Origin of the sequence: Micromonospora wenchangensis (assembly GCF_002210435.1) — a bacterium.
Taxonomy (GTDB): Bacteria; Actinomycetota; Actinomycetes; order Mycobacteriales; family Micromonosporaceae; genus Micromonospora; species Micromonospora wenchangensis.
In genome coordinates, this window is sequence record NZ_MZMV01000038.1 from 42,059 (window position 1) to 66,935 (window position 24,877).

At 72.8% G+C, this 24,877-nt stretch carries 20 protein-coding genes; 14 read left to right on the top strand and 6 right to left on the bottom strand.

Annotation, left to right across the window (positions count from 1 at the left end; translation table 11 throughout):
* The first annotated feature begins 4 nt into the window (after positions 1-4).
* The 3 genes from B5D80_RS21225 (at position 5) to B5D80_RS21235 (ending at position 4,488) form a co-directional block, all read left to right on the top strand.
* A complete protein-coding gene (locus tag B5D80_RS21225) occupies positions 5-1,111 on the top strand; it encodes an SPFH domain-containing protein (protein ID WP_088645669.1) in 1,107 nt (368 codons plus the stop codon).
* 201 nt (positions 1,112-1,312) lie between these two features.
* The gene (locus tag B5D80_RS21230) at positions 1,313-2,074 is read left to right on the top strand and encodes a hypothetical protein (RefSeq protein ID WP_088645670.1); all 762 of its coding nucleotides are present in this window, start codon (positions 1,313-1,315) and stop codon (positions 2,072-2,074) included.
* A gap of 182 nt (positions 2,075-2,256) precedes the next feature.
* On the top strand, positions 2,257-4,488 hold the full coding sequence (locus tag B5D80_RS21235; protein WP_169733087.1) for a transglycosylase domain-containing protein: 2,232 nt from the start codon (positions 2,257-2,259) through the stop codon (positions 4,486-4,488).
* 110 nt (positions 4,489-4,598) lie between these two features.
* On the opposite strand, the gene B5D80_RS21240 is transcribed toward B5D80_RS21235, so the two are convergent.
* Positions 4,599-5,204, bottom strand: coding sequence for a dTMP kinase (locus B5D80_RS21240; RefSeq protein WP_088645690.1), 606 nt, complete (start codon positions 5,202-5,204; stop codon positions 4,599-4,601).
* Positions 5,205-5,338: 134 nt separating this feature from the next.
* A complete protein-coding gene (locus tag B5D80_RS21245) occupies positions 5,339-7,171 on the bottom strand; it encodes a thiamine pyrophosphate-requiring protein (RefSeq protein WP_088645672.1) in 1,833 nt (610 codons plus the stop codon).
* A 127-nt stretch (positions 7,172-7,298) separates the two neighbouring features.
* Here B5D80_RS21245 and B5D80_RS21250 point away from each other — a divergent pair, with 127 nt between their 5' ends.
* From B5D80_RS21250 to B5D80_RS21260, 3 genes are all read left to right on the top strand, one after another.
* Entirely contained in the window at positions 7,299-8,114 is an 816-nt protein-coding gene (locus B5D80_RS21250) for a TrmH family RNA methyltransferase (RefSeq protein WP_088645691.1), read from the top strand.
* Between the two features lie 57 nt (positions 8,115-8,171).
* Positions 8,172-9,623, top strand: coding sequence for an argininosuccinate synthase (argG, locus tag B5D80_RS21255; protein WP_088645673.1), 1,452 nt, complete (start codon positions 8,172-8,174; stop codon positions 9,621-9,623).
* A 94-nt stretch (positions 9,624-9,717) separates the two neighbouring features.
* Positions 9,718-11,403 carry a PucR family transcriptional regulator gene (locus B5D80_RS21260; RefSeq protein ID WP_450000817.1) on the top strand — a complete coding sequence of 562 codons (1,686 nt, stop codon included), beginning with the start codon at positions 9,718-9,720 and terminating at the stop codon, positions 11,401-11,403.
* 284 nt (positions 11,404-11,687) lie between these two features.
* On the opposite strand, the gene B5D80_RS21265 is transcribed toward B5D80_RS21260, so the two are convergent.
* Positions 11,688-13,037 carry a MurL-like N-terminal domain-containing gene (locus tag B5D80_RS21265; protein WP_088645675.1) on the bottom strand — a complete coding sequence of 450 codons (1,350 nt, stop codon included), beginning with the start codon at positions 13,035-13,037 and terminating at the stop codon, positions 11,688-11,690.
* 87 nt (positions 13,038-13,124) lie between these two features.
* On the opposite strand from B5D80_RS21265, the gene murD reads away from it, so the two are divergent.
* The 3 genes from murD (at position 13,125) to B5D80_RS21280 (ending at position 17,433) form a co-directional block, all read left to right on the top strand.
* Positions 13,125-14,471, top strand: a complete 1,347-nt coding sequence (gene murD, locus B5D80_RS21270; protein WP_088645676.1) for a UDP-N-acetylmuramoyl-L-alanine--D-glutamate ligase — start codon at positions 13,125-13,127, stop codon at positions 14,469-14,471.
* Positions 14,472-14,581: 110 nt separating this feature from the next.
* Entirely contained in the window at positions 14,582-15,889 is a 1,308-nt protein-coding gene (locus B5D80_RS21275; protein ID WP_088645677.1) for an aspartate aminotransferase family protein, read from the top strand.
* A gap of 62 nt (positions 15,890-15,951) precedes the next feature.
* On the top strand, positions 15,952-17,433 hold the full coding sequence (locus B5D80_RS21280; protein WP_425437227.1) for a CoA-acylating methylmalonate-semialdehyde dehydrogenase: 1,482 nt from the start codon (positions 15,952-15,954) through the stop codon (positions 17,431-17,433).
* 66 nt (positions 17,434-17,499) lie between these two features.
* Here the strand turns inward: B5D80_RS21280 and B5D80_RS21285 are convergent, their stop codons facing one another.
* From B5D80_RS21285 to B5D80_RS21295, 3 genes are all read right to left on the bottom strand, one after another.
* Entirely contained in the window at positions 17,500-17,787 is a 288-nt protein-coding gene (locus tag B5D80_RS21285; protein WP_088645693.1) for a hypothetical protein, read from the bottom strand.
* 274 nt (positions 17,788-18,061) lie between these two features.
* Positions 18,062-18,265 (bottom strand): transcription antiterminator/RNA stability regulator CspE, encoded by a 204-nt coding sequence (gene cspE, locus B5D80_RS21290; protein ID WP_088645678.1) that lies wholly within the window; start codon positions 18,263-18,265, stop codon positions 18,062-18,064.
* Positions 18,266-18,618: 353 nt separating this feature from the next.
* Positions 18,619-19,653 (bottom strand): N-acetylglucosamine kinase, encoded by a 1,035-nt coding sequence (locus B5D80_RS21295; protein WP_088645679.1) that lies wholly within the window; start codon positions 19,651-19,653, stop codon positions 18,619-18,621.
* A gap of 201 nt (positions 19,654-19,854) precedes the next feature.
* Here B5D80_RS21295 and B5D80_RS21300 point away from each other — a divergent pair, with 201 nt between their 5' ends.
* The 5 genes from B5D80_RS21300 to B5D80_RS21320 are packed head-to-tail and all read left to right on the top strand — an operon-like array spanning position 19,855 to position 24,861.
* Entirely contained in the window at positions 19,855-20,802 is a 948-nt protein-coding gene (locus B5D80_RS21300) for a MurR/RpiR family transcriptional regulator (RefSeq protein WP_088645694.1), read from the top strand.
* The gene (locus B5D80_RS21305; protein WP_088645680.1) at positions 20,799-21,548 is read left to right on the top strand and encodes a sugar isomerase domain-containing protein; all 750 of its coding nucleotides are present in this window, start codon (positions 20,799-20,801) and stop codon (positions 21,546-21,548) included. The genes B5D80_RS21300 and B5D80_RS21305 overlap by 4 nt, the downstream gene beginning before the upstream one ends.
* Before the next feature lie 25 nt (positions 21,549-21,573).
* The gene (gene ngcE, locus B5D80_RS21310; RefSeq protein ID WP_088645681.1) at positions 21,574-23,010 is read left to right on the top strand and encodes an N-acetylglucosamine/diacetylchitobiose ABC transporter substrate-binding protein; all 1,437 of its coding nucleotides are present in this window, start codon (positions 21,574-21,576) and stop codon (positions 23,008-23,010) included.
* Between the two features lie 20 nt (positions 23,011-23,030).
* Positions 23,031-23,939: a carbohydrate ABC transporter permease gene (locus B5D80_RS21315; RefSeq protein ID WP_088645682.1), complete on the top strand. Its 909-nt coding sequence runs from the start codon at positions 23,031-23,033 to the stop codon at positions 23,937-23,939.
* Between the two features lies 1 nt (position 23,940).
* Complete coding sequence (locus B5D80_RS21320; protein WP_088645683.1) at positions 23,941-24,861, top strand: carbohydrate ABC transporter permease; 921 nt, start codon at positions 23,941-23,943, stop codon at positions 24,859-24,861.
* Positions 24,862-24,877 lie beyond the last annotated feature (16 nt).

A 24,877-nucleotide genomic window follows, 5' to 3' on the forward strand; every position in this document is an offset into this window, starting at 1 on the left:
CGGTATGGAATTTGTAGCGGTCCTGTTGGTGGCCGTAGCGTTGATCATAGTGGTGACGCTGGCCAAGGCGGTGCGGATCGTGCCGCAGCAGCGTCAGGACGTGGTGGAGCGGCTCGGCAAGTACAAGAGCACCCTGAACCCGGGCCTGAACCTGCTGGTCCCGTTCGTCGACGCGGTGCGTACCAAGGTCGACATGCGGGAGCAGGTGGTCAGTTTCCCGCCGCAGCCGGTGATCACCTCCGACAACCTGGTGGTGTCGATCGACACCGTCCTCTACTACAAGGTGGTCGACTCGGTCCGGGCGACCTACGAGATCGCCAACTTCATCCAGGCGATCGAGCAGTTGACCGTCACGACGTTGCGTAACGTGATCGGTTCGCTCGACCTGGAGCGGGCGCTGACCAGCCGGGAGGAGATCAACCGGCACCTCTCCGGCGTGCTCGACGAGACCACCGGCCGGTGGGGCATCAAGGTCACCCGGGTGGAGATCAAGGCGATCGAGCCGCCGCCGAGCATCCGCGACTCGATGGAGAAGCAGATGCGCGCCGAGCGGGACCGCCGGGCCGCCATCCTCAACGCCGAGGGGCACAAGCAGTCGCAGATCCTCACCGCCGAGGGTGAGAAGCAGGCGGCGGTGCTGCGCGCCGACGGTGACCGGCAGGCCCGCATCCTGCAGGCCGAGGGCCAGGCGAAGGCGATCCGGACGGTCTTCGACGCGATCCACACCGCGAACCCGAGCCAGAAGGTGCTGGCCTACCAGTACCTCCAGGCGCTGCCGCAGATCGCCAACGGCACGGCCAACAAGGTCTGGATCGTCCCGGCCGAGCTGACCAAGGCGCTGGAGGGCATGGGCGGCGCGCTGGGCGGGCTGAGCCGGATGGTCGGCGACGAGCCGGCCCCCGAGGCGAAGCGCACCGCCAGCGAGGTCGAGCGGGAGGCCGCCGAGGCGGCCGAGGCGGCGGCCAGCGCCGCCCAGCAGATCCACGACGAGGTCCGCGTCGCCGAGGCGCAGGCCACCGGCGGCAACGTGCCGAAGGGGCTGCCGGCACCCGAGCCGGTCTCCCCGGCCAGCCTGGTCAGCGACCCGGTCGACCAGCGCGAACGGGCCTGACCCCGTCGCCGCCCACCCCGGGCGGCAAATGTGAGAAACGCTCATCCGGCGCCCCGGCGCCTGCCACGATCGGTCCTGAGGGACGGGTGGTGGTCAGGCCCGGGGCGTCGACGCGTTCCGTGTCACCCGTCGCGGGCAGGCGGGTGGGCCGACCACCCGGCAGGCAGCCGGCGTCGCCCGGCGGAGCGGACGAGGTGAGGCATGAAGGACCCGGCGCAGCGGCTGTTCTCCCGTACCCCCGTTCCCGGCGCACACGACCCGGCCGGGCCGCTGGGCACCCGGCGCACCGGCGGCGGCTTCGGGGTGCTGCCCTTCGTCGGCGACCCCGGACCGGCCGCGCCGGCCACCGACGCCAGCTGGGCGTGGTCGCTGCGCCGGCTGGCCCGCGCCGCGGTCTGGCTGCTGCCCGCCTACGCGGTGCTCACCGGCACGGTGGCGATGGCCAGCGACGGCGGGGTCGGCAACGAGCCCTACCCGGCCGACGGCCAGCCGCTGTACCTGCTCGGCTGGGTGGCGGCGATCTGGCTGGGCCTGCTCGCCCTGCTCGCGCTGACCGGCCTGCTCGCGGCCACCCGTAGCCGCCGGGGCGCGGTGGCCGGGCTGCTGACCAGCATCGGCGGTACGGTGCTCATGCTGCCCTTCGCCGGCCTGGCCGCGTCGACCCCCGTCTTCGGCACCACCGCCCGGACGCTGGTGCTGCTCGGCGCCACCTGTTACACCGTGGGCTGGCTGCTCATCGGCTGGGCGGTGGCCCGGTCCGGGGCGTTCGCGATCGGCGACGGGGTGATGCTGATGATCGCCGCGCCCCTGCTCGGCCTCGGTGGCGCGCTGTTCGGCCCGTTGCAGACCTTCGGGGCGATCTTCGTGCTGGTCGCCGGCATCGGCATCGGCTACCGCTCCGGCCGGCTCGTCCCGGCCACCGTCGCCCGCGACGCCGCCACCGCCAGCGTCACCACCCCCTGACCCTCCCTCCCCGCTCCCGCCCACTCCCGCCCGCCTCCGCCCCGGTGATCAAGAGCTTCGGGTCAGGAATCCGGACGGGACGCGCCCAAACCTCTTGATCACCGAGCCGGGGGAGAGACGGGATGGACCGGACGGACGGGGACGGCAGGGCAGCGGGACGGGGAAGTCGCTGGCAGGTCACGGTGAGTTACCTGACAATCGGGTGCCGGAGTGGGCCGCTGGCCCGTGCGGTGGCAATGCTTACCCGCATGTCCTCACCCCGGACGCCGCTGACGCGGCTGCTCACCGTGCTGCTCGCCGGCCTGCTGGCCGGCCTGGTCCTCGCGGTCGCCGCGCTGCCGGGCAACCTGCTCGCGGGGCTCGCCACCAGGGCGGTGCTCGGGGCGTTCGACGACCTGCCGGCGGCGCTGCGCACCCCGGCCACCCCGCAACGCTCCTACCTCTACGCCAACGACGGTAAGACGCTGCTCACCACGTTCTACGACGTCAACCGCACCGACGTGCCGTTGGCCGAGATCGCCCCGACGCTGCGGCAGGCGATCGTCGCCGCCGAGGACCGGCGCTTCTACTCCCACGGCGGGGCCGACCTGCGCGGCATGGCGCGCGCCCTGGTCGCCAACGTCACCGGCGGCGGCACCGCCCAGGGCGGCTCCACGCTGACCATGCAGTACGTGCGCAACGTGCTCAAGAGCGACCCCAGCCGGACCGCCGAGGAGCGGCAGGCGGCCACCGACCAGACCGTCGGGCGCAAGCTCCAGGAGATCCGGTACGCCACCGAACTGGAGAAGACGCTCAGCAAGGACGAGATCCTCAACCGCTACCTCAACATCGCCTACTTCGGCTCCGGCGCGTACGGGGTCGCCGCCGCCAGCCAGCGCTACTTCGGCAAGCCGCCGGCCGACCTGACGCTCGCCGAGTCGGCGCTGCTCGCCGGCCTGGTCCAGTCGCCCGACGAGTACAGCCCGATCGACGGGGACCGGGACGCGGCCCTGGAACGGCGCGGGTACGTGCTCGACTCGATGGTCGCCACCGGCGCGATCACCACCGCCGAGGCCGACCGGGCCCGCGCCGAGAAGCTGACCCTGCACCCCACCGCCCAGCCCAACGGCTGCACCGCCACGGTCACCGCCGACGCCGGTTTCTTCTGCGACTACCTGCGCCGCTGGTGGCTGGAGCAGCCCGCCTTCGGGGCGACCGAGCAGGAACGGGAGCAGGCGCTGCGCCGGGGCGGCTACCGGGTGGTCACCTCCCTCGACCCGGACGTCCAGGCCACCGCCGCGGCCGAGGCCCGCAAGGTCTACCCCGCCGAGGACGCCCGCGCGCTGCCGATCGCCGCCGTCGAGCCCGGCACCGGCCGGGTGCTCGCCCTGGCCGTCAACCGCGAGTACGGGGTGGGCGACGGGCAGACCGTCAACCCGCTGGTCTCCGGCGGCGGCAGCATCACCGGCTACCAGGCCGGCTCGACGTTCAAGCTGTTCACCATGCTCGCCGCGCTGGAGAACGGCCGTACCCTGTCCACCGGTTTCGACTCGCCGAGCCGGCTGACCACCCGGTTCCCGGCCGAGGGGGAGGCGTCCTGCGGCGGCAGGTGGTGCCCGGCGAACGCCAACCCGGCGCGGATGGACGGCTACCGGATGATGTGGGACGGCTTCGGCCGCTCGGTGAACACCTACTTCGTCTGGCTGGAGGAGCAGGTCGGCCCGGCCAAGGTGGTGGAGATGGCGCAGCGCCTCGGGATCACGTTCCGGGCCCGGACCGACGCCGACCTCGCCGCGCACGACGCCGACAACTGGGGGGCGTTCACCCTCGGGGTGTCCGCCACCACCCCGCTCGACCTGGCCAACGCCTACGCGACGGTGGCCGCCGAGGGGACGTACTGCGCGCCGACGCCCGTGGTGTCGGTGACCGGCCCGGACGGCGCGACCGTGCCGGTCGGCCAGCCGGCCTGTAGGCAGGTGCTGTCGGCGGACGTGGCGCGGGCGGCCACCGACGCGGCCCGCTGCCCGGTCGGCCAGCAGTCGGCGTACGGGCAGTGCAACGGCAGCACCGCCGGTGGGGTGGACCGGATCGTGGGCCGCCCGGTGGCGGGCAAGACCGGCAGCTCGGAGAAGAACGCCACCGAGACCTTCGTCGGGTTCACCCCGCAGGTCGCGGTCGCCGGCATCGCGGCCAACCCCGACGACCCGAGCGACGCGGTCGGCGCGGCCGTGCAGGGTGAGGTGATCACCGCGGTCGCCCGGACCATCCGTACCGCGGTCGACGGCCTGCCGGTGCGTGACTTCACCGCCCCCAGCCGGGAACTCGCCGGCAACCCGCAACGTCCCGCGCCCCGTCCGTCGCCCCGGGCCCCGGAGCAGGAGGACCAGAACTTCCCCTCGGACCTGCTCCGTTGGCTGCAGAACCGCCGGGGCTGACCCGCCGTCGCCCCACCCGGGCGGTCCGTGCTTCGACGCGAGGTCGCCGGAACAGTGGTGTCCGTTCGGCTCGACACCGCTGTTCCGGCGACATTGCCCGCCGGGCTCGGTCAGCGTCGGGCGGCGACGGTGGCGACCGCCCGGTCCAGGGCGGCGGCCACGGTCGCCGGGTCGGCGTCGCCGTCGATCACGGTGAAGTCGGCGAACCCGGGCAGCGCCCGGTAGCCGGCGTCCAGCGCGGTCAGGTGCGCCAACTCCTCGGTGTCGATGCCCCGGGCCAGCACCCGCCGTCGGGCCAGCTCCGGGGTGACCGCCAGGAAGCAGACCAGGTCGGGCTCCGGGAAGACGGCGTACGCGGCGCGGACCAGGCGGACGCCCCGGTCACCCCGGGCCCGCATGATCACGTACTGGCACCAGGTCCAGCGGTCCATCACCCCGACCTGTCCGGTCAGCCGGGTGACCGCCACCGCGCGGGCCAGCGCCAGCCAGCGCACCGTCGCCTCCAGCAGCGGATAGCAGCGCCTGCCGAACAGGTGCACGCCGTCGCGGCGGCCCACCGCCTGCGCCAGCCGGTTCCACAGCGGCCGGCCGCCGGCGTTCTCCAGGTAGACCGCCGGCACGCCCGCCGAGGTCAGCCGCCGGGCCAGGGCGGTGGCCTGGGTCGACTTGCCGGAGCCGTCCACGCCCACCAGCGCCACCATCGTCGATCGTCGCACCCCGGGCACGCTAGCTGTCCGGGGCAACCGCTCGGCCGCATGGTCGACACGAGGTCGGGGGACAGCGGTGTCCGTCCGACCTGATACCGCTGTTGCGCCGGCATCGCGCACAACGACCGGGCGGGGCGGGTGGGTCAGCGGCGACGGGGGCGGTAGGTGGCCAGGGTGGCGGGGATGCCCCGGCGGACGATGCCGGCCCGGTCGGTGTCGCCGCGCAGCAGGGCCGCCGCCGTCTTGCGGGCCTGGTCGAGGGTGAAGTGCGGGGGCAGCATCAGCTCCGCCGGGTCGACCACCGCGTTCACCACCACCGGGCGGTCGGCGGTCAGCACCCGCCGCCACAGGCCGTCGACCTGGTCGGGGTGCTCGACCAGCACACCGTCGAGGCCCAACACCTCGGCCCACCTGTGGTACGCCACGTCCGGCAGGTCCTGGCTGGCCGGATAGCGCGGGGTGCCCTCGGTGGAGCGCTGTTCCCAACTGACGAACGCCAGATCCCGGTTGTTGAGCACCAGCACCACGAAACGCGGGTCGGCCCACTGCCGCCAGTTCTTCGCCACGGTGATCAACTCGTTGACCCCGTTCATCTGCATCGCCCCGTCGCCGATCAACGCCACCACCGGACGGTCCGGGTGGGCGAACTTCGCCGCCAGGGCGTACGGCATGGCCCCACCCATCGACAGCAGGGTGCCGGAGAGGCTGGCCAGCATGCCGGGGCGGACCTGGAGGTGGCGGGCGTACCAGGCGGTGGCGGTGCCGCAGTCCACCGCGATCATCGCGTCGTCGGGCAGCGCGTCGTTGAGGGTGTGGAACAGCAGTTGCGGGTTCACCGGGTGCGCGGGCTGCCCGGCCAGCTCCGCCTGGGCCTGCCGCCAGCCCGAGGTGGCGTCCGCGATCGTCGCCCGCCAGGCCGTCGGCGCGGGCCCGTCGCCCAGCTCCCGCAGCAGCGCCCGCAGGGTCGGGCCGGCGTCGCCGGTCAGGTTGACCTCCGTCGGGTACCGCAGCCCCATCCGGGTGCCGTCCAGGTCGATCTGCACCGCACGGGCCTGCCCCTGCGGCGGATAGAACTCCGAGTACGGCATGTTGCTGCCGACGATCAGCAGCCTGTCGCACTCCTGCATGAGCTGCCAGCTCGGCCGGGTGCCGAGCAGCCCGATCGCCCCGGTCACCCACGGCTCGCGGTGGTCGACGGCGGTGAAGCCGAGCAGCGCGGTGGCCACCCCGGCGCCCAGCCGGTCGGCGATCAGCCGCACCTCCGCCTCGGCACCGAGCGCCCCCTGCCCGACCAGCATCGCCACCCGCTCGCCGCCGCGCAGCACCTCGGCGGCGCGGCGCAGGTCCGCCTCCGGGGGCACGGTCGGCATGCTGCTGGGGGCGGCGCTGGTGTGGTAGTAGCCGTGCGCGTGCGGCGGGTCCGGGACCGCCGGCTCGTCCTGCACGTCCAGCGGGAGCACCAGCGCGGTCACCGTCCGGCGGGACAGTGCCGTCCGGCAGGCCCGGTCCACCAGGTGCCGCACCTGGGACGGGTCGTCGAGCTGGGCCAGGAAGTCCCCGGCCACGTCCTTGTAGAGGGCGAGCAGGTCCACCTCCTGGTAGTAGCCGCCGCCCTCGGCGGTGAGCGCGGTGTTGCCGACCAGGGCCACCACCGGCTGGTGGTCGAGCTTGGCGTCGTAGAGGCCGTTGAGCAGGTGGACCGCGCCGGGGCCGCTGGTCGCCAGGGCGCAGCCGAGCGGGCCGCCGCCGTACTTGACGTGCGCGCCGGCGGCGAAGCCGGCGGTCTCCTCGTGGCGTACCTGGACGAACTCCACCCGGTCGCCGGCCCGTTGCAGGGCGGAGGTCATCCCGTTGATGCCGTCGCCCGGGTAGCCGAAGTAGCGGTGCACCCCCCACTCGGCGAGGCGGGCCACGATGTGGTCGGCGACCGTGGCGTTCCTCGGCAACCGGCCGTCGGTGGTGCCCGCTGCGCTCATCGTGGTGGTCCCTCCGGTCGAGTCCGCTTCCCGCCCCCCTTCCCGCGTCACGCCGGGGGAAACCCGGTCGCCCGGGTATGACCCGACCGGGTCGGGCGCGCACGGGCGGAGCCGGCAGAATCGGGCGGTGCCCGTACACGAGATCACCGACCCCGACGACGTCCGGATCGCCGACTACCGGGCGTTGACCGACGTCGAGCTGCGTACCCGTTGGGAGCCCCCGCACGGGTTGTTCATCGCCGAGGGGGAGCTGGTGCTGCGCCGGGCGTTGCGGGCCGGCTATCCGGCCCGGTCGTACCTGGTCGACGCGAAGCGGGTCGACCAGCTCGCCGACCTGGACACCGGGGACGCCCCGGTCTACGCGGCCACCCCCGACGTGCTGGAGAAGGCGACCGGCTTCCACGTCCACCGGGGTGTGCTCGCCTCGTTCCACCGCAAGCCCCTGCCCACCGCCGCCGAGGTGCTGGCCGCCGCCCGCCGGGTGGTGGTCCTGGAGGACATCAACAACCACACCAACCTCGGCGCGATCTTCCGGGGGGCCGCGGCGCTCGGCATCGACGCGGTGCTGCTCTCGCCGTCCTGCGCCGATCCGCTCTACCGGCGCAGCGTGCGGGTCAGCATGGGGGAGGTGTTCGCGGTGCCGTACGCGAAGCTGGACCGCTGGCCGGTCGGCCTGGACGAGGTACGCGCGGCGGGGTTCACGGTGCTCGCGATGACGCCGGCGGCGGACGCCGTACCGGTGCAGCGGTTGACCCCGGCGCAGCGGGCGCGGGCGGCGCTGCTGCTGGGGGCGGAGGGCCCCGGGCTGACCGGGGCGGCGCAGGCGGCCAGCGACGTGCGGGTGGTGATCCCGATGCGGCGCGGCGTGGACTCGTTGAACGTGGCCGCGGCGGCGGCGGTGGCGTTCTGGGAGTTGGGCCGGGACGACCCGGTGGACGGGTAGCCGCCACGACCACCGGGCTATTTGCATGAGAATGCGGGCACGTGCATAATCTTCCTTGTGTCCAAGGTTCTCACCTCCCTGCCCATCGGCGAACGTGTCGGCATCGCCTTCTCCGGCGGCCTCGACACCTCGGTCGCGGTCGCGTGGATGCGCGACAAGGGCGCCGTCCCGTGCGCCTACACCGCCGACATCGGCCAGTACGACGAGCCCGACATCGACTCGGTGCCCGGCCGTGCGCTCAGCTACGGCGCCGAGGTCGCCCGCCTGGTCGACTGCCGTGCCGCCCTGGTCGAGGAGGGGCTGGCCGCGCTGACCTGCGGTGCCTTCCACATCCGCTCCGGCGGCCGGGCCTACTTCAACACCACCCCGCTGGGCCGGGCGGTGACCGGGACCCTGCTGGTCCGGGCGATGATCTCCGACGACGTGCAGATCTGGGGCGACGGCTCGACCTTCAAGGGCAACGACATCGAGCGGTTCTACCGCTACGGCCTGCTGGCCAACCCGCAGTTGCGGATCTACAAGCCGTGGCTGGACACCGACTTCGTCACCGAACTCGGCGGCCGCAAGGAGATGTCGGAGTGGCTGCTGGAACGCGGCCTGCCCTACCGGGACAGCACCGAGAAGGCGTACTCCACCGACGCCAACATCTGGGGCGCCACCCACGAGGCGAAGACCCTGGAGCACCTCGACACCGGCATCGAGACGGTCAGCCCGATCATGGGGGTCCGGTTCTGGGACCCGTCGGTGGAGATCCCCACCGAGGACGTCACCATCGGCTTCGACCAGGGCCGGCCGGTGACGATCAACGGCAAGGAGTTCGGCAGCCCCGTCGACCTGGTGCTGGAGGCCAACGCCATCGGCGGCCGGCACGGCCTGGGCATGTCCGACCAGATCGAGAACCGGATCATCGAGGCCAAGAGCCGGGGCATCTACGAGGCCCCCGGCATGGCGCTGCTGCACGCCGCCTACGAGCGGCTGGTCAACGCCATCCACAACGAGGACACCCTGGCGAACTACCACCACGAGGGCCGTCGCCTCGGCCGGCTGATGTACGAGGGCCGCTGGCTCGACCCGCAGGCGCTGATGCTGCGCGAGTCGCTGCAGCGCTGGGTGGGCACCGCCGTCTCCGGCGAGGTGACCCTGCGGCTGCGCCGCGGCGAGGACTACTCGATCCTGGACACCACCGGCCCCGCGTTCAGCTACCACCCGGACAAGCTGTCGATGGAGCGTACCGAGGACTCGGCCTTCGGCCCGTCCGACCGGATCGGTCAGCTCACCATGCGCAACCTCGACATCGCCGACTCCCGGGCCAAGCTGGAGCAGTACGCCACCCTCGGGCTGGTCGGCGGGGCGGCCCCGCAGCGGGCGGTCGGCGCGGCGCAGGCCGCCTCGACCGGACTGATCGGGGCGATGCCGCAGGGCGGTGCGGAAGCCATCGCCTCCCGGGGCGTCGCCACCGCCGAGGACGAGGCCCTCGACCGGGCCGCGATGGAGTTCGGCGTCGACTGACCGTCGGGTCACCGGCCGGGACGGGGTCACCGCCCCGGCCGGCGACAGACGGTGGATGGCGGAACCAGGGGTCACCGAGGGTAGCGTGTCGCCCGTGTTCCCTACCGTCCGTGAGGTGCTCGCGCTGGACCCGGTCCGCCACGGGGCCCCCCGGTTGGTCGCCGGGGAGACCGGCCTGGACCGTCCGGTGCGTTGGGTGCACGTGGCGGAGGTGCCCGACATCGCCACCCTGCTCGGCGGGGGCGAACTCGTGCTCACCACCGGCATCGGCCTGCCCGCCGACGACGCCGGACTGCGCGCCTTCATCGGCGACCTCGCCGCGGTGGGCGTCTCCGGGCTCGTGGTCGAACTGGGCCGCCGCTACCCGACCGAGGTGCCCCGGGTGATGGCCGTGGCCGCCGCCCGGCGTGGGCTGCCCCTGGTCGAGCTGCGCCGGGCCACCCCGTTCGTACGGATCACCGAGGCGGTGCACGCCCTGATCGTCGACGCCCAACTGCACGAGCTGCGGGCCGCCGAGGAGATCCACCAACGCTTCACCGAACTGTCCGTCGAGGGCGCCGGGGCCGCCGAGGTGGTCCGGCAGGCCGCCGCGCTGGCCGGCTGCCCGGTGGTGCTGGAGAACCTGTCCCGGCAGGTGCTCGCCTACGACCCGGCGGGGGAGAACGCCGAACTGCTGCTCGACGGCTGGGAGCAGCACTCCCGACGGCTGCGCCCCGCCGGGCGCACCGCGTACGACAGCGACAGCGGCTGGCTGGTCACGACCGTCGGCGCGCGCGGCCAGGACTGGGGTCGGCTGCTGCTGCGCTGGCCGGCGCGGGCGGGCCTCGGCGACGGCCGGCCCGTCGGCACGCCACCCAACCGGCTGACCATCCTGGTGGAGCGGGCCGCCTCGACCCTGGCGCTGGGCCGGCTGATCCGCCGCGACGCCGAGGGGCTGGAACGGCAACTGCACCACACGCTGCTCACCGCCCTGCTCGACCACTCCCGCCCGGTGGACGAGATCGCATTGCGGGCGCGGGCGCTGGGGGTGCCCCTGGAGCGTCGGCACCTGGTCGGCGTCATGGTCCGGCTCCGCCGCGACACCCCGGCCGAATCCGGCGCACCGGGTGAGGGCGGCCCGGCCGACGCCGCCGAGGCCGGCCCGGCCCGGCTGCGTGACCTCGCCGAGGCGGTCGGCCAGGCGCTCCGGGAGGCGAAACTGACCGGGCTGACCAGTCCCGTCGACGACCAGGCGGTGGGGGTCCTGCTGGCCCTGCCGGAGGCCGCCGCCGAGGACCGCGCGCTGGCCGCGTTCGCCGCCGCGCTGCGCCGCCGCCATGGCGACCAGCCGGCGCGGGTGCTCATCGCCGCCGGGTCCGGGGTGGCGAGCCCACGGGAGGTGCGCCGGTCGCTGGTCGAGGCCCGCCAGGTCGCCGAGGCCGCCCGCCGGGACAGCCGTGACCTGCCGGTCTTCCGGCTGCCGCACGTCGGGCTGGCCGGCCTGCTGCACCTGTTACGCGACGAGCCCCGGTTGCAGACCTTCGTCGAACGGGAACTGGGCGCGCTGTTGGCCCACGACGCCCAGCATCCCCGGGAGCAACTGCTCGGCACCCTGCGCGCGTACCTGGAGCAGGGCCGCAACAAGTCGGCCGGGGCGGTCGCCGCGCACCTGTCCCGACCGGCCTTCTACGAACGGCTGGCCCGGATCGGCCGGATCCTCGGCGTGGACCTCGACTCGGTCGAAGCCTGCCTCTCCCTGCACGTCGCCCTGCTGGCCCTCGACGCCATCCGCACCCCCTGACGGGCCTCCCCGCCCCGCCACCCCTCCGGCCTGTCCCCGCCCGACCCGCGCCCGCCTGGCCTGTGCCCGCCTGGCCTGTGCCCGGTGATCAAGAGAAATGCGTCAGATTTCGTAGCCCGGGTGACGCCAACCTCTTGATCATCGCCCGCGCGGCCCGCCCGTCGACCGTGATCAAGAGGTTGGCGTCAGATGTCGCCGTCCCAGTGACGCGAACCTCTTGATCACCGGGGAGATGGGGGCCGGGTGAGGTGGCGGGAGACGGGTGGGGCCGGCGGGGGAGTGGGTCAGGTCAGGGTGTCCAGGGCCTTGGCGTAGGCGGCGGGGACGTGGTGGGGGCCGGCGGGGGTGAAGACGTCGGAGGTGGCCGCCGTCGACCAGGCGGCGGCGGGGACCGCGTCGACCAGGGCACGGACCACCGGGGCGTCGCGCCACTGGTCCTGGGCGGCCAGCAGGCTCAACGCCACCACCGACTCCTCCACCTCGCCGACGCACTCGAACGGCTTGTGCCCGTCCACGCCGAGCAGTTCCCGGTAGCCGGGGATCTGCGTCTCGTCGGCCAGCAGGTCGCCGCCGAAGATGCCGACCACCCGCTCCCGGGGCATGAACGGGGCCATGGCGAGGAATACGAACCGGCACTTCGGGCAGTCGCGGCACCAGCGGGCGCTGGCGTCACGCAGCTTGAACGCGGCGTTGCAGCTGGTGACCACCGCGTCGTACCGGTCGATGGTGGCGAACAGCCGGGCGATGTGCAGCTCCGACAGCGGGCGCAGCAACGAGAAGTACGGCTCGGTGAGCCCCGCGTGCCCGGCCAGCGCCGCCCGCAGCAGCCCCTCGGCCTCGACCCCCTTGGACCACTGGTGGTTGATCTCGTGACCGTTCCAGATCAGGTTCGGGTCGGACGCGGACCGCTCGTTGGACATCACCACCGGCCCGAGCCCGTGCAGCACGGCGGTGGCGACCGCGATCAGCGAGTTGATCGCGGTGACCGGGATGTGCCCGTTGCGCGCCCCGGCGGCGTTCAGGTCGAACAGCACCGGGTCGAGCCGTCGCCGGGCGGCCAGCGCCGGCAGCCCGGACGCCTCGTTGACCGCGACGATCACGTGGTTGGGGTTGACCGAGAACGGCACCGGGTCGAAGCCGCCCCGGCGCAGCGCCTCCAGGCTGACGATGGAGTCCTTGCCCCCGCCGACGGCCGACAGCGGTCGCCGGTCGGAGTCGTCGTACACCCGGGGTGGCGGGACCTCGCCGGCCGGCACCTCGGGGCGCAGCTCCAGCACGTGCGGGAGCTGGTTGCGGTAGGCGTACTCGGCGAGACCCTTGGTGTAGACGGCGGTGACCAGCGCGGCGGCGGCCCCGCCCAGCGGCGTCGGCAGCACCAGGCGCGGCGGGGCGGCGGCCTTGTAGTAGCTGACCCCGGCGACCACGTGCAGCAGTTCCAGGACCCGGCCCAGGGTGGCCAGCGTCTGCGCCGACGGCGGCGTGGCCGGCACCGGCAGCGTGATCACCTCGGTGAACCGCTGCTCGCCGTCGGGGCCGGTCAGGGCGTAGTCGAACGACGCCGCGCCGGTGGCGGGGTCGAACGCGTACGACGGGAAGGTGAAGGCGTCCATCCGCCGGAGCTGCTCGTTGGGCACACGCCATACTAGGCCCTGGTTCGTCCGGCCGGGTCCGCTGTGCCGGGAGCGGACCGGGCCCCACCGTCGACACCTCAGGGAGAGTTCGTGCGCCTGTCCGATCTGCGCGGCCGTACCGTCGCCGTCTGGGGGGCCGGCCGGGAGGGCCGCGCCGCCGTGACCGCCATCGCCGCGCACGGCCCGGCCGACCTGGTCGCCGTCGACGACAGCGCGAACTTCCTCAGCGTGGCCTGGGAGGGTCCGCTCGCCGAGGCCGCGCCGCTGGTCACCGGGGAGGAGGGGTTCGCCCGGCTGGCCGCCGCCGAGGTCGTGGTCCGGTCGCCGGGGGTGCCCAACACCCACCCGTGGCTGGTCGAGCTGCGGGCGCAGGGGGTGACCGTGACCCAGGGCACCGCCCTGTGGATGGCCGACCACGCCGACCGGACGATCGGGGTCACCGGCAGCAAGGGCAAGTCGACCACCTCCAGCCTGATCAGCCACCTGCTCGCGGCGGTGGACCGGCCCAACGTGCTGGGCGGCAACATCGGCGTGCCCACCCTCGACCTGCCCGAGGCCGAGCTGTACGTGCTGGAGCTGTCCAGCTACCAGTGCAGCGACCTGGCCGACTCGCCCCGGGTCGCGGTGGTCACCGCGCTGTTCCCGGAACACCTGGACGCGCACGGCGGTGAGGCCGAGTACTACCGCGACAAGCTGAACCTGATCGCGTACGGCCCGCGCACGGTGGTGGTCAACGGCAACGACCCGCGCCTCGCCCTGGAGCTGGGTGACCGGGCGGTGGTGCGCGCCGGGCTGCCCGACACCGTGCACGTCGCCACCGGCCCGGACGGCACGGACTGGTTCCACCTCGGCGACCAGCCGCTGTTCGCCAGGGGGGTGCTGCCGCTTGTCGGCCGGCACAACGCGGGCAACCTCTGCGTGGCGCTCGCCGTGCTCGACGCGGTCGGCGTGGACGTCGTCGCCCACAAGGACACCCTGGCGGTGGCGGTCGCCGGGTTCCACGGGCTGGCCCACCGGCTCACCGAGATCGTCGACCCGTCCGGCCTGACCTTCGTCGACGACACGCTCGCCACCAGCCCGTACGCGGCGATGCACGCGATCGACGCGTACGACGGGCGGCCGTTGACGGTGATCGTCGGGGGCACCGACCGGGGGTTGGACTACACGCCGCTGGCCACCCACCTGGCCGAGCGGGAGCTGACCGTGATCGGGATCCCCGACAGCGGTCCCCGGATCGTGGCGGCGCTGGCCGGGCTGCCGAAGGTGCGTACCGAGGTGGTGGACGATCTGGCGGACGCGGTCCGGCTGTCGCGGGCGGTGACCCCGGCCGACGGGGTGGTGCTGTTGTCCCCGGCGGCGCCCAGCTACGGCCGGTTCCGCAACTTCGAGCACCGTTCCGAGGTGTTCGCCGAGGCGATCCGGGACACCGCCGGCTGACCGTGGTGTCAGCGTGGTCGGCCACCGGGCTACACAGTGGCAGTTGTCGGCGGCGGGCCGGGGTGGCAGCGTGCGGGGCACGCGAACCGCCGCCGCGGAAGGGTGTGCCGATGACCGCCGACGACCTGCTGGCCCGACACCGGGCCGTGCTCCCGTCCTGGATGCCGCTCTACTACGCCGAGCCGATCGAGCTGGTCGCCGGGTCCGGCCGTCGGGTGACCGACGCCCGGGGCCGCAGCTACCTGGACTTCTTCGGTGGCGTGCTGACCAACATGATCGGCTACGACATTCCCGAGATCCGCGAGGCGGTGCAGCGTCAACTGGACACCGGCCTGGTGCACACCTCCACCCTCTACCTGATCCGGCAGCAGGTGGAGCTGGCCGAGAAGATCATCCAGGTGGCCGGCATCCCGGACGCCCGGGTCTTCTTCACCAACTCCGGCACCGAGGCGAACGAGGCGGCGCTGCTGGCCGCCACCAGCTACCGCCGCTCGCACCAGATCCTCGCCGTCCGCAACTCCTACCACGGCCGGTCGTACGCGGCGATGGCCGTCACCGGCAACCGGGGCTGGACGGCCAGCGCGCACAGCCCGCTCCAGGTGGCCTGGCTGCACTCCGGGGAACGGCTGCGCGGGCTGCTCGCCCGGCTGCCCGCCGACGACCGGATCGACGCCGCCGTGGAGGACCTGCGCGAGGTGCTCGCCACCCAGACCAGCGGTGACGTGGCGTGCCTGATCGCCGAACCGGTGCAGGGCGTCGGCGGTTTCGTCGCCCCGCCCGACGGGTTGTTCGCCGGCTGGCGCAAGGTGCTCGACGAGCACGGCATCCTGCTGATCTCCGACGAGGTGCAGACCGGTTGGGGGCGTACCGGCGCGCACTTCTGGGGCTACCAGGCGCACGGGGTCACCCCGGACCTGCTCACCTTCGCCAAGGGCATCGGCAACGGTTTCGCCCTGGCCGGGGTGGTCGGCCGGGCCGAGATCATGGAGTCGGTGCCGGCGGTCAGTTTCTCCACGTTCGGCGGGAACCCGCTCGCCACCGCCGCCGGCAACGCCGTCCTGGACTACCTGCGGGACCACGACCTGCAGGCCAACGCGGCCCGGGTGGGCGCGATCCTCGTCGACGGCCTGCGCGCCGCGGTCGCCGACCTCGACGGGGTGGCCGAGATCCGGGGCCGGGGGCTGATGCTCGCCGTGGAGTTCGTCCAGCCGGGTGGCACGGAACCCGATCCGGCGCTGACCGCCCGGGTCGTCGAGGCGTGCCGGGCCGGCGGCCTGCTGGTCGGCAAGGGCGGCCTGTACGGCAACGTGGTGCGGATGGGTCCACCGTTGACCCTCACCGAGGCCGAGGCCCGCGAGGGGCTGGCGATCCTGGTCGAGGCGATCCGGTCGACGGTGGCGGCGGAGGCGGCACGGTGACCGGGGCGACCCGGCGGGCGTCACCCGGCCCGCAGGCCGCGCCCACGGTGGACGCTGCCCGGATCGGGCACTTCGTCGACGGTGAGCGGATCGACGGGACGTCCGGCCGGCACGGGGACGTCTTCGACCCGGCGACCGGTAGGCGTACCGGCCTCGTGGCGCTGGCCGGCGCGGCGGACGTCGCGGTGGCGGTCGAGGCCGCCGGGCGGGCCGCCCGGAGCTGGCGGGACGCCTCGCTGGCCCGGCGCACGGCGGTGCTGTTCGCGTTCCGGGAGCTGGTCCACGCCCGCCGGGACCGGCTCGCCGAGGTGATCACCGCCGAGCACGGCAAGGTGCTCGCCGATGCCGCCGGCGAGGTGCAGCGCGGCCTCGAGGTGGTCGAGTACGCCTGCGGCATCGCCTCGGCGCTGCGCGGACGGTTCAGCGAGAACGTCTCCACCGGGGTCGACTCGTACAGCCTGCGGCAGCCGCTGGGGGTGGTGGCGGTGATCTCGCCGTTCAACTTCCCGGTGATGGTGCCGCTGTGGTTCGTGCCGATCGCGGTGGCCTGCGGCAACACGGTGGTGCTCAAGCCGAGCGAGAAGGACCCGGGTGCCGCGCTGCTGCTGGCCGAGTGGTTCGTCGAGGCGGGCCTGCCGGCCGGGGTGCTCAACGTGGTCAACGGCGACGCCGAGGCGGTCGACGCGCTGCTGGACCACCCCGACGTGCGGGCGGTGTCGTTCGTCGGCTCCACCCCGGTCGCCAGGCACGTGCACCGGCGCGCGACGCTCACCGGCAAGCGGGTGCAGGCCCTCGGCGGGGCGAAGAACCACCTGGTGGTGCTCCCGGACGCCGATCTGGACCTGGCCGCCGACGCGGCGGTCAACGCCGGGTTCGGCTCGGCGGGCGAGCGGTGCATGGCGATCTCCGCGCTGGTGGCGGTGGAGCCGGTCGCCGACGCCCTGGTGGCGCGGATCGCGGCGCGGATGGCCGGGCTGCGTACCGGCGACGGGCGGCGCGGTTGCGACATGGGGCCGCTGGTGACCGCCGCGCACCTGGCGCGCGTGCGGGGGTACGTCGAGGCCGGGGTGGCGGCGGGTGCGGTGCCGGTGGTGGACGGTCGGGACGTCGTCCCGGACGGGGACCCGAACGGGTTCTGGCTGGGTCCGACGCTGTTCGACCGGGTCACCCCGGACATGTCGGTCTACACCGACGAGATCTTCGGCCCGGTGCTCGGTGTCGTCCGGGTCGACTCGTACGACGCGGCGGTGGCCCTGGTCAACGCCAACCCGTACGGCAACGGCACGGCGGTCTTCACCAACGACGGCGGGGCGGCCCGGCGCTTCCAGCACGAGGTGGAGGTGGGCATGGTGGGCATCAACGTGCCGATCCCGGTGCCGATGGCGTACTACTCGTTCGGTGGGTGGAAGGCGTCCCTCTTCGGCGACCTGCACGCCCACGGCGAGGACGGGGTGCGGTTCTTCACCCGGGGCAAGGTGGTCACCAGCCGCTGGCCCGACCCGCGCCACGGCGGGGTGAACCTCGGCTTCCCCACCCAGACCTGAGCAGCCACGGCACACCCAGCAGGCACGGGTGACCGTGTCTGGTAGCGGGGCCGTGCGGACGTACGGTCAGAATGGTGCGGGTCCGCGGCCTGCCAGCGACATCAACACCTGCGTGGCGAGTAGCTTGCGTAAGCCGGTGACGGCGACCGTTCCGACGCGATCGTAGGGCAGTTCCAACTGCAGTCCCTCGACGGCGTTGCGAAGGTCCGTCGTGATCTCGTCCGGCCGGAAGGTGCCACCCCAGCCGTTGAGTCCACCGCGTTGGTTGGTGCTGAGGGAAGCCATGCCGGATATGCGTGCGCCGCCGGCCAGGATCAGCCTGGCCGGACCCGAGTAGGTCGTCGTCAAAGTCATCAGCCTTTCAGGGTGAACGCTGCGCATCTCGGCCCCCGGCTGCGGTCATCAGGAGCCGGGGCGTCGGGCTGTGCTCCATCGGGACCAGGGCCGTTTGTGCCCCGACCGTCAGGGCGGCGGCGCGGTGGAACGTGGCGCGTAGCGGGAGGGGTCTGCGTCGGCCCACGCCTGGCCGGGCGGCCCTGGTCGCTCAGCCGCGGTCGCCGTGGTGAGCGATGGAAACGCCGAACGGCGGCCCGCTGAACCAGTCGGGCCGCCGTGCGTGGAGTGTGGATCAGATCGGGCGGATGTTCTCCGCCTGCGGGCCCTTCTGGCCCTGGGTGATGTCGAACTCCACCTTCTGGTTCTCGTCGAGGCTGCGGAAGCCGCTCGCCGAGATCGCGGAGAAGTGGGCGAACACGTCGGCACCGCCGTCGTCGGGGCTGATGAAGCCGAAGCCCTTGTCGGCGTTGAACCACTTCACGGTACCTGTAGTCATGTCTGCTCCTCTGCAGGCTGTGGAGAGACCGCACTGCGCGGACCCTTAGCCGCCGAGTTGATAACCCGCATCGAAACGACACGAAAAACGAAAAGCGCCCGGATGGGTTTTAGATAACCCATCAGGCGCCCGGAAACGTCTACGGAAATCAAAACTGCAACCTGTTTAACCTAGCACACGATCCGTCGCGACTCCGGGGCGGGGGTGGGCCTGGACGTGATGTCGCGTACTCACCGGGTCGCCGGTGCGCAGGTGGCAATCGCCCTATCCATCGATGTTCGCCATCGCGCCAACCGCGGCCGGAGGCGTCCCGGTGAAAGCCCCGACCGGTCGGCGGCATCGACGGAATTCGGTCACGAGCGACCCTGGGAAGAGTCGAGATCGACACCCTTCCCGTCGACGGGCGGGTCCGGCACGAACAGCGGGTGAAGAGCCGCTGGATCGGTGATCCCCGGCAGGTCGCGGGCGGCGAGCCAGGCCGCCGCGGAGGCGCCGTCGCCGGCCGGACGCAGGGGCGCGACCGGCCACCGCCGGGCCAGTTCCGCGGTGACGGCGACGGCCAGTGGGGTGCCACCGGTGAGCAGGCCGCCGCCGAGGACCACCGGGTCCACCGCGCCGGCCGGTCGGATCCGCGCGACGCTGTCGGCCAGCAGCCCGGCGGCCCGCTCGATCAGCGTGACGGCGACCGGTTCGGTCTCGGCGGCGGCGACGACCACCAGCGGGGCGAGCCGGGCCAGCTCCACCGCCGGCCGGCGGGTGACCGCCTGCACCACCGCGTCCACGGTCTCCCGGGGCCGGTCGGCGACCTGATCGTCCCCCAGCAGGGTGGCGAGCACCCGGCGGCCCAGTGGCCCCGGCGTCCGGGCCGCGTCCAGGTCGGCGAGCAGACGCCGGACCGCCTCCCGGCCCAGCCAGAACCCGGAGCCGGCGTCGCCGAGCAGCCAGCCGTGCCCGTCGGCGACCCGGTCCAGTCGCCACCGGCACACCTGGGCGGCGATCGCCCCGGTCCCGGCGATCAGGATCGTGCCGTCGGCTGCGGCGGTGCCGGAGGCGTACCCGACGAGGGCGTCGCTGTGCACCGTGTACGGGCAGCGCAGGCCGGCGTCCGACCAGGCCCGGTCGAAGGCGGCCCGGCCGGCCGGGTCGGCGCGCAACCGGCCGGCCCCGGCCAGCCCGATCGCCCCGGCGCGGACCCGGGTCGGGTCGACGTCGCGCAGCGCCTCCCGCAGCGCGGTCGACAGCTCGGCGGCGGCCCGTTCGGCACCGTGGCTGGTGGGGTTGCCGCCGCCGGCCCGGCCGGTGCCGAGGCGTTCGCCGGTGAGGGTCAGGGCGGTGGCCCGGGTGGACGTACCCCCGACGTCGAGGCCGAGCACGACGGTGCCGGACATCCTCGCGGGCCTCCCCGGGGTGCGCTGGTGTGGGGGTGTCCATGCTGGTCGGTGCGGTGCCGCAGGGCAAGAGCGGGGGCCGGCGGCGGGCCGTGCGGCAGGTAACAGTTTGAAAACTTCGCCCATGGTCTTGACAGGAAGGGGCCTTCAGTAAGAACTTTTACCACTAACAGTTAACACTCTTTTCCGAAAGGCGTGTCGATGGCCGAGCTCGAGACGGACACCACCGCGGCGACCGCGGTGGTCGATGCCGAGCCCGTCGACCGGCGCGGCGCGGACGGGGTGCTGGCCAGGGTCCGAGCCGGCGCGGGCGAGCTGACGGGAGCGTTGCGCCGGGTCGCCGAGCAGGTGCTCGCCGACCCGGAGGCAGCGGCCCGCGCCACCATCGTCGAGTTGGCCGAGCGCAGCGGCACCTCACCGGCGACCATCACCCGGTTCTGCCGGGCGATGGGCTTCGACGGCTACGCCGACCTGCGCCTGGGCATCGCCTCCGAGACCGGCCGGGCCCGCTCGGCCGGCTGGACCGTCGACATCGGGCGGGAGATCCAGCCCGGCGACCCGCTGGAACGGGTGCTCGACCAGATCATGGCCGCCGACACCCGGGCCATGCACGACACCGCCACCCTGCTCGACCTCGCCGAGGTCGAACGGGCCGCCGTCGCCATCGCCGGCGCCGCCCGGGTCAACATCTTCGGGGCCAGCGGCAGCGCGCTGGTCGGCGAGGAGATGCAGTTCAGCCTGCACCGCATCGGGGTCGCCGCGTGGGCCTGGAGCGACGTGCACGAGGGGCTGGCCAGCGCCGCGCTGCTCGGCCCCGGCGACGTGGCGCTGGGCATCTCGCACACCGGGCAGACCCGGGAGACCATCGAGATGCTCGCCGAGGCGGGCAGCCGGGGGGCCAGCACCGTGGCGCTGACCGGGTTCCCGCGCTCGCCGCTCGCCGAACTGGCCGACATCGTCCTGCTCACCGCCAGCCAGGCCACCACCTTCCGGCCGGACGCGCTGTCCGCCCGGCACCCCCAACTCGTCGTGCTCGACCTGCTCTACATCGCCGTGGCGCAGCGCACCCACGACCGCGCCCACGCGGCCTTCCGGCGTACCGCCCAGGCCGTGCAGGGGCACAAGGCCGCGAAGGGGACCACCTCATGATCAGTGCCCAGGGGTACGCGCGGGCCGTCCGGCCCGTCCTCGACCGGCTGCTCGACACCCAGGCCGAGGCGATCGGCCGGGCCGCCGACCTGATCGCGGCCAGCCTGCGGGCCGGCGGGGTGCTCCAGGCGTTCGGGGCCGGCCACTCCGAGGCGTTCGCCGCCGAGCTGGTGGCCCGCGCCGGCGGCCTGGTCCCCACCAACCGGATCGGCCTGCACGACCTGGTGCTGCACGGCGACGCCCCGCGCGACGTGCTCACCGACCCCAAGCTGGAACGCGACCCGGCCGTGGCCCACCAGCTCTACCCGCTGGCCCGGCCGCAGCCGGCCGACGTCTTCCTGATCGCCTCGCAGTCCGGCATCAACGGCTCGGTGGTCGAGCTGGCGACGCTGGTCACCGGGCACGGCCATCCGCTCATCGCGGTCACCTCGGTCGCGCACACCGCACGGGTCGCACCCCGCCACCCGTCCGGGCGTCGACTCGCCGAACTCGCCGACGTCGTGCTGGACAACGGCGCGCCGTACGGCGACGCACTGCTGCCGCTGGAGGGCGGCGGCGCGGTCTGTGCGGTCTCCTCGGTCACCTCCGCGCTGCTGGCGCAACTGGTGACCGCGGAGGTCGTCCGACGGTTCCACCAGGCCGGAGAGGTACCCCCTATCTACCTCTCCGCCAACGTCCCCGGTGGGGACGCGCACAACCTCGCCCTCGAGTCGCGGTACGCCGGGCGTCTCCGGCGCACCGCCTGACCCGGACACCCAAGGAGAGACGACGATGTCGAATACCCCCGAGACCCCCGCCGCGCTGAGCCGGCGCACCCTGCTGGGCCGGACCGCCGCGGCGGGCCTGCTCGCCACGCCGGTGGTCAGCCTGCTGGGCGCCTGCGCCACCAGCGGCTCCGACGAGACCACCACCAAGGCCGAGGAGGGCACCAAGAGCGCCGCCAACCCGCTGGGGGTCGCCGAGGACGCCCCGCTGGAGGTGGTCATCTTCAACGGCGGCTACGGCGAGAAGTACGCCACCGACGTGCACGAGCCGCTGTACAAGAAGGCGTTCCCCAAGGCGGAGATCAAGCACCAGTCCACCCAGGCGGTCTCCACCGTGCTCCAGCCCCGGTTCGCCTCGGGCAACCCGCCGGAGTTCGTGAACAACTCCGGCGAGAAGCTGATCGACTTCGGGTCGCTGGTGGCCGACGGGCAGCTGATGGACCTCACCGAGCTGTGGGACGCCCCGTCGGTCGACGACCCGAACAAGAAGGTCCGCGACACCGTCGTGCCCGGCACGGTCGAGGCGGGCTCGTTCAACGGCAAGCCGTACGTGCTGTACTACGTCTCCACGGTCTTCGGCATCTGGTACTCGGGCAAGCTGTTCAAGGAGAACGGCTGGGCCCCGGCGAAGACCTGGTCGGAGTTCACCGCCCTGCTCGACGGCATCAAGTCCAAGGGCATCACCCCGTACGGCTACGCCGGGGCGAACGCGGCCTACTACCAGTGGAACGTGATCCTGACCCACGCCGCGAAGATCGGCGGCACCGACGTGCTCAAGAACATCGACAACCTGGAGGACGGCGCCTGGCAGCAGGACGCCGTCAAGCAGGCGGCGCAGGCGTGGGAGGAGATCGGCGCGAAGTACGTCGACAAGAGCTTCGAGGGGCTCAAGCACACCGACGTGCAGCTGCGGCAGAACCAGTACAAGCTGGCCCTCTACCCCAGCGGCGACTGGCTGGAGGGTGAGCAGAAGAAGGACACCCCGGCCGGCTTCGAGTACCAGCTCATGCCGGTGCCGAGCCTCACCGGCTCGGACAAGCTGCCGGCGACCGCCGTACGGGCCACCGCCGGTGAGGGCTACTTCGTCTCGGCCAAGAGCAAGAACCCGCGTGGTGGTCTGGAGTACATGCGCCAGATGCTCTCGGTCGCCGGGGCGAAGGGCTTCACCGAGGTGGTCAAGGCCCCGACCGTGGTCACCGCCGGCAGCGCCGGCTTCGCCTTCCCGCCCGGCGTGGCCAGCTCCCAGGCCGCCCTCGCCGCCGCCGGCAAGGACGTGTTCAACCTGTACTTCGACGGCTGGTACAAGGAGCTGGACACCGAGGCGCGGACCGCCACCAACGAGCTGATGTTCGGCCGGATCAAGGCCGACGCCTTCGTGGAGCGGATCCAGAAGCGGGCCGACGCCATCAAGAAGGACAGCTCCGTCGCCAAGTTCACGCGCTGACCGATCGGAGAAGCGGGATCATGCGGCACGGCAAGTATCCGTTCGTGATCGGGTTCCTGTTCGCCCCGGTCACGCTGTACGTGGTCTTCGTCATCGCACCGTACGCGCAGGCGTTCCAGATCTCGATGACCAACTGGCGGGGGCTGTCCGCCCCGCAGTGGGTGGGCTTCGACAACTACCGGCGGCTGCTCGACGACGGGCGCTTCTGGCAGGCGGTCCAGCACCACGGCGTACTGCTGCTTGCCCTGCCGCTGATCACGATCGCCATCGCGTTGTTCTTCGCCTTCCTGCTCAACGTGGGCGGGCGCAGCGTGGGCGGCCAGCGGCAGGGGGTCCGGGGGTCGAAGTTCTACCGGGTGGTGTTCTTCTTCCCCCAGGTCCTGGCGGTGGCCATCATCGCGGTGCTGTTCCAGATGGTGTACCGGCCCAACGAGTCCGGCCTGATCAACGGCGTGCTGATGAAGCTCGGGCTGGACCCGGTGCTGTTCCTGATCCGGCCGAACCTGGCCCTGTGGTCGATCATCGCGGTGCTGGTCTGGCAGGCCGTCGGCTTCTACGTGGTGCTCTTCTCGGCCGGGATGGCCTCCATCCCGGGGGAGATCTACGAGGCGGCCGAGATGGACGGGGCGAGCAAGGTGATGCTGTTCTTCCGGGTCACCCTGCCGCTGCTCTGGGACACCCTCCAGGTGGCCTGGGTCTACCTCGGCATCGCCGCGTTCGACGCGTTCGCCATCGTCGCGGTGCTCTCGGTGGACAGCGGCGGCCCGGACGGCGCGACGACGGTGCTGGCGGTGGAGATCTACCGCAACGCCTTCGTCTACTCGAAGTACGGCTACGCCTCGGCGATGGGTGTGGCGCTGTTCTTCCTCACCCTCACGTTCGCGGCGCTGACGCTGCGGTTGACCAAGCGGGAAAGCGTGGAGTACTGAGATGGCCGCACAGACGACGCTGCCGCCGGCCGCGGCGGACACCCCGCCCGGCCGGCCCGCCGCCCGCACCCGCAGGGGCCGGGGCGAGCACCACGAGGTACGACTGTTCAGCGGGCTCGGTCAGGTGGCGCTCGCCGTCTGGGCGGTGATCGTCATCGTGCCGATCCTCTGGACGTTCCTGGCCGCGTTCAAGAACACCAGCGAGATCTTCAGCAGCCCGTGGACGTTGCCGGCGGAGCTGCGCTGGGAGAACTTCGGCCGGGCCTGGACCAAGGCGCACGTCGGCCGCTACTTCCTCAACAGCGTCTTCGTGGTGTCGTGCAGCACCTTCGGCACCATGCTGCTGGGTTCGATGGCCGCGTACGTGCTGGCCCGGTACAAGTTCCGGGGCAACCGGGCGATCTACTACCTGTTCGTCTCCGGGTTGGCCTTCCCGGTCTTCCTGGCGCTGGTGCCGCTGTTCTTCGTGGTCCGCAACCTGGGCCTGCTGGACACCCACACCGGCGTGATCCTGGTCTACATCGCCTACTCGCTGCCGTTCACCATCTTCTTCCTGGCCGCGTTCTTCCGGACGCTGCCGAACTCGGTGGCCGAGGCCGGCATGATCGACGGCTGCTCGCACACCCGGCTGTTCTTCCAGGTGATGCTGCCGATGGCGAAGCCGGGCCTGATCAGCGTGGCGATCTTCAACATCATCGGGCAGTGGGCGCAGTACCAGTTGCCCCTGGTGCTGCTCTCCAACGCCAAGGACAAGTGGGTGCTCACCCAGGGCATCGCCGACATCTCGGTCAATGCCGGCTACGAGGCCGACTGGTCCGGCCTGTTCGCCGCCCTGACCATCGCCATCCTTCCGATGATCATCGTGTACGCGATCTTCCAGCGGCAGATCCAGTCCGGCCTGACCTCCGGCGCGGTCAAGTGACCGGTCGGGATGGCGG

Bases quoted from the DNA above. Each gene is read 5' to 3' on its own strand.
- B5D80_RS21225 (WP_088645669.1), top strand. From the start codon at position 5: ATGGAATTTGTAGCGGTCCTGTTGGTGGCCGTAGCGTTGATCATAGTG.
- B5D80_RS21230 (WP_088645670.1), top strand. From the start codon at position 1,313: ATGAAGGACCCGGCGCAGCGGCTGTTCTCCCGTACCCCCGTTCCCGGC.
- B5D80_RS21245 (WP_088645672.1), bottom strand. From the start codon at position 7,171: ATGAGCGCAGCGGGCACCACCGACGGCCGGTTGCCGAGGAACGCCACG.
- B5D80_RS21275 (WP_088645677.1), top strand. From the start codon at position 14,582: ATGACCGCCGACGACCTGCTGGCCCGACACCGGGCCGTGCTCCCGTCC.
- B5D80_RS21285 (WP_088645693.1), bottom strand. From the start codon at position 17,787: ATGACTTTGACGACGACCTACTCGGGTCCGGCCAGGCTGATCCTGGCC.
- cspE (WP_088645678.1), bottom strand. From the start codon at position 18,265: ATGACTACAGGTACCGTGAAGTGGTTCAACGCCGACAAGGGCTTCGGC.
- B5D80_RS21295 (WP_088645679.1), bottom strand. From the start codon at position 19,653: ATGTCCGGCACCGTCGTGCTCGGCCTCGACGTCGGGGGTACGTCCACC.
- B5D80_RS21300 (WP_088645694.1), top strand. From the start codon at position 19,855: ATGGCCGAGCTCGAGACGGACACCACCGCGGCGACCGCGGTGGTCGAT.
- B5D80_RS21305 (WP_088645680.1), top strand. From the start codon at position 20,799: ATGATCAGTGCCCAGGGGTACGCGCGGGCCGTCCGGCCCGTCCTCGAC.
- ngcE (WP_088645681.1), top strand. From the start codon at position 21,574: ATGTCGAATACCCCCGAGACCCCCGCCGCGCTGAGCCGGCGCACCCTG.
- B5D80_RS21315 (WP_088645682.1), top strand. From the start codon at position 23,031: ATGCGGCACGGCAAGTATCCGTTCGTGATCGGGTTCCTGTTCGCCCCG.
- B5D80_RS21320 (WP_088645683.1), top strand. From the start codon at position 23,941: ATGGCCGCACAGACGACGCTGCCGCCGGCCGCGGCGGACACCCCGCCC.